Below are 3,452 nucleotides of genomic sequence, written 5' to 3'. Positions count from 1 at the left end.
TCCTGACTCCTGACTCCTGACTCCTGACTCCTACCCTCACCCATAAGACTTTTTCAGCAAACCCTAATTATCTATTACTCTACTCAGCTATTTCATAACTCGTTTAACGTCCTATTTTGATATTTCCAATATCGGTCAAACCTTGAGCTATATCGGCTTCTGTTTACTGATTATTGAACTTGTGCCAAAATCCAAGTAACTATATACCAAGAGCGCTCGTTTCTCATTGCTAATTGATATATTGGATTATCTGGATCTTCGGGAATTTTATGACCTCTAAAACCCATTTGAATATAAGACCATACTTCTTGATTACCCCAACCATTAACTTCAACTATTTTAAGATTGTAGGGTTTACTCATTAACGCCAAAGCTTTAGGAGTAAATCTCCAGTAATCATCGAATACTTTTCCACCATGTATTGGGTTGATAAAGCAAGTTATATGACATATATATCCTCCTTGTTTAACAACTCGAATACTTTCTTCAAAAGCCTTGTAAGGATTTTCAGCAACATGCTCTAAAACTTGGTCTTAAACACAAAAATCAAAAAAGTTATCTTCATAATTTAGATTAGTTAGATTACATTCTGGATAACTCGTATTATAAACTTCCGCTAGTTTTAACCCTAAAACTTTTGCCAAGTTAGCACTGCCAGATACGGCCAAAATTTTTTTAGTCTTGTCATCTTCATTAGTCAATAAGTTTTCTAATTTTTTATACATATATAGTCGTGTAACATGATATCTTTTTTTTCCTTTCTTTGAGTTCAAACAAAAAGTAATTAAGTCTTTTGTTAAACTGTTATTTAGCGTGGTGTTAAACATTTTTTTTCCAAATATTAGCCGAATTACCGTTAGTAATTTAAGTATGTTTGTAGCCAGAATAAATTATAACATTGAATAAATAATAATTATGATCGAGTTTCATTATTCAGGACTTACGGAACGGAACTAATTTTAGTGGGAATATCTGAATAAATGACCAAATCATAAACCATATATCCCACATTCCGTACTTCAATTTGTAATATCAAATCCGTTTAATTCGGTATAAAAAAATGTTCCATCTTCAACCATTACCAAATATTTCTCGATCTCCCCATCTCCCCAGATACTAAATGGGTTCTATAAACCGGAAGGTGCGCGCAGGGGTAACATTCCCCTTCTAAAGGTTTACTGCTGAGTGCTGATCACTTTTTCAAGTTGGCCTGCCCCAACTCAGCCTGGCTTTTCTCTCACCCATATCTATAGAACAGCCATAAAACCTCTTTTTTCAGAATCATTGACCTTTGAAAAACCTAAAGCTACATCAAGTCTAATTAAATTCCATATTTAACACTGAATTTTGAGAGGGAATCATTAGTATTAATAATACTAAAAGAATCTAAAAAAGCTTTAGCCTCTGGAAAATCTAAATTTCCATCTTCAGCAACTATTTGTAAACTATATAATGTTGGTCTGCTAGGGTCGATAAATATTCTTAAAAGTAATCTCAAATTAGGCTTTACTTTTGACTGTAAAATTATTTCTCTACCTGGAAATCCTTGATAGCTAATCTTCTTTTCACTAATTATTATCGAGTTAGAATTGATTGCTGCTCCATCTCGCGCTCCATTTAATCCTTTTTCAAGATTATATTGACTAGGATCGACTGGATATTTGATGCTAGAGACAGAAAAAAATCGTTGTTTTTCTGGGTATTGGTAGAAAACTAATAAGGCATTAAGTTTTCCCAAAGAAGTATCAACAGATAAATTTTCTTCTTCTGGTTGACCAGGAAAAAAAACTGTATAAGAATCATCTTTAGCTGTATATTTATACCAGCTATTAGCAAGATAAATAGTATTAGTATTTGTAAATTCTGATGAATGTTTTAATGGTGGATATATAACTGCTATTGCATCGAAATTGGATGTAAAAGATAAAATTGTAACTACACTATAAATTATCACAATTAAGGATGATTTCATAATATTAAGCTTAACTTTGAGTTCTCCAGGGGTTAAAACACCCCGGATTCATTAGCTGTTGTGCTATACAGGTTAAAACCACGCTACGCACTGCTGACGATATAATAAGGTTAAAGAATCCAACCTATATCGTTTTTTTCTGTTTTATATAATGTTCCCCCGGAGGGAGAGCTACGAATTACGGACGGATCGGTTATAATAAAATTTAAGGACTGACAGTACCGACAGTACCAAAGAAATACTGAAATTATCAATACTATTCTCCTTTATAAAAATAATATGAGTCGCGCAACCTTACCTTTTAAGGAGAAATATTTTTGGAGGGGAGGGTTTAAATCCCCGTTAGAAAAATAACTTTTGACTTTGTTAATTCCTATGCATTCCTCCTTTCTTCCCTCCTGACTCCTGACTCCTGACTCCTAACTCCTCACACCTGAACTTTAGCTTGAATTTCTCTCAACTTCTCCCCTACTTCACCACTACTTAATAAACTTTCCGCCTTAGACAAACCTTCGCAAATATCAGAGCAAACTCCACAACGCCATAAATAAAAACCTCCATTCCAAATAGCTGCTGACATTAACTGACTCACCTTACCCTGCAAAACTTCTTGCATTTGCTCTACTAACTCCGCAGTAGAGCTTAATGAAACCTCCTTTCCTCCACAACCATAGTCACTCGGATGCAACAACAGACGTTCAAATGTGGCAGAGTTGTCAGATGGCATCGATACCCCAATAATAGCTGTCCGGTCGCGAGGTAAGTCACAACTTCCTTCTAACCCCTTGACTGTTGTATAATTTTTCACACCCTGTAATTCCAATGCTCCTCGAAACATACCTTCTGTAGGAGGATGAACATATCCCGCAGCCAAATGAACTTCTCCTGAAAAGGGAACCCAAATTAACTCCATTGTTGCTAGAGGCGGTCGTTTACCAATATCTCGACGATATTCTACTAAAGCATCTGCTTGGGGAAAATGTTTTGGTAGATAAACAAAGCCTAAACCAGTCTGTTCAAATACTTGTTGCACCTGTGCCAGCGATAGTTTTTCCCATTCAACCCCTAACCCTTGCCAAATATCAATAAAAGGTACTCCTTCTTTTGTCGGCATTCGCGCTCCACCGTGCATCACAACAAATATTCCTGCTGTTGCCAAAATTAAAGCTGTGAGTGGGGTAACTGGTGCAGTACGCGATCGCCCATCATAAGGACAACCTAATACTGTCACTACACCCATCGATGGTTGACTTTGCAGTTTTGGCCCTAATTCGTTATAGCTATCTAACATTCCTGCCAACTCATCTCCAGTAGGCCGTTTAATACGGTGAGCAATTAAAAAAGCACCGACCTGGACTGGTTTTGCTTCTTTCAACAACATCATCCGCATTGCTGCTGCTGCCTCTTGGCGGGTTAAATTTTTCCCTGTATGGGGGCCACTACCAATGGTTCTGAGTAATTCTCGAAAGCGATCGCTCAT

4 protein-coding genes are annotated in these 3,452 nt (G+C 36.5%); all 4 read right to left on the bottom strand.

The genetic code is table 11. The features are described from left to right. Nucleotides 1-170: 170 nt before the first annotated feature. Entirely contained in the window at nt 171-362 is a 192-nt protein-coding gene (locus D5R40_RS31315) for a hypothetical protein (RefSeq protein ID WP_124155753.1), read from the bottom strand. Between the two features lie 171 nt (nt 363-533). Further along, nucleotides 534-827, bottom strand: coding sequence for a hypothetical protein (locus tag D5R40_RS31310; protein ID WP_124155752.1), 294 nt, complete (start codon nt 825-827; stop codon nt 534-536). 494 nt (nt 828-1,321) lie between these two features. Continuing rightward, the gene (locus tag D5R40_RS31305) at nt 1,322-1,972 is read right to left on the bottom strand and encodes a hypothetical protein (RefSeq protein WP_124155751.1); all 651 of its coding nucleotides are present in this window, start codon (nt 1,970-1,972) and stop codon (nt 1,322-1,324) included. 427 nt (nt 1,973-2,399) lie between these two features. Next, on the bottom strand, nt 2,400-3,452 hold a 1,053-nt coding region (locus D5R40_RS31300; protein ID WP_124146761.1), incomplete at its 5' end, for an anthranilate phosphoribosyltransferase family protein.

The organism is Okeania hirsuta, from assembly GCF_003838195.1.
Classification (GTDB): domain Bacteria; phylum Cyanobacteriota; class Cyanobacteriia; order Cyanobacteriales; family Microcoleaceae; genus Okeania; species Okeania hirsuta.
The sequence above is the reverse complement of the archived record's forward strand: the minus strand, read 5'-3'. Positions and strand labels throughout refer to the sequence as shown.

Coding starts and splice junctions, on each gene's coding strand:
- D5R40_RS31315 (WP_124155753.1), bottom strand. CDS start 362: ATGAGTAAACCCTACAATCTTAAAATAGTTGAAGTTAATGGTTGGGGT.
- D5R40_RS31310 (WP_124155752.1), bottom strand. CDS start 827: ATGTTTAACACCACGCTAAATAACAGTTTAACAAAAGACTTAATTACT.
- D5R40_RS31305 (WP_124155751.1), bottom strand. CDS start 1,972: ATGAAATCATCCTTAATTGTGATAATTTATAGTGTAGTTACAATTTTA.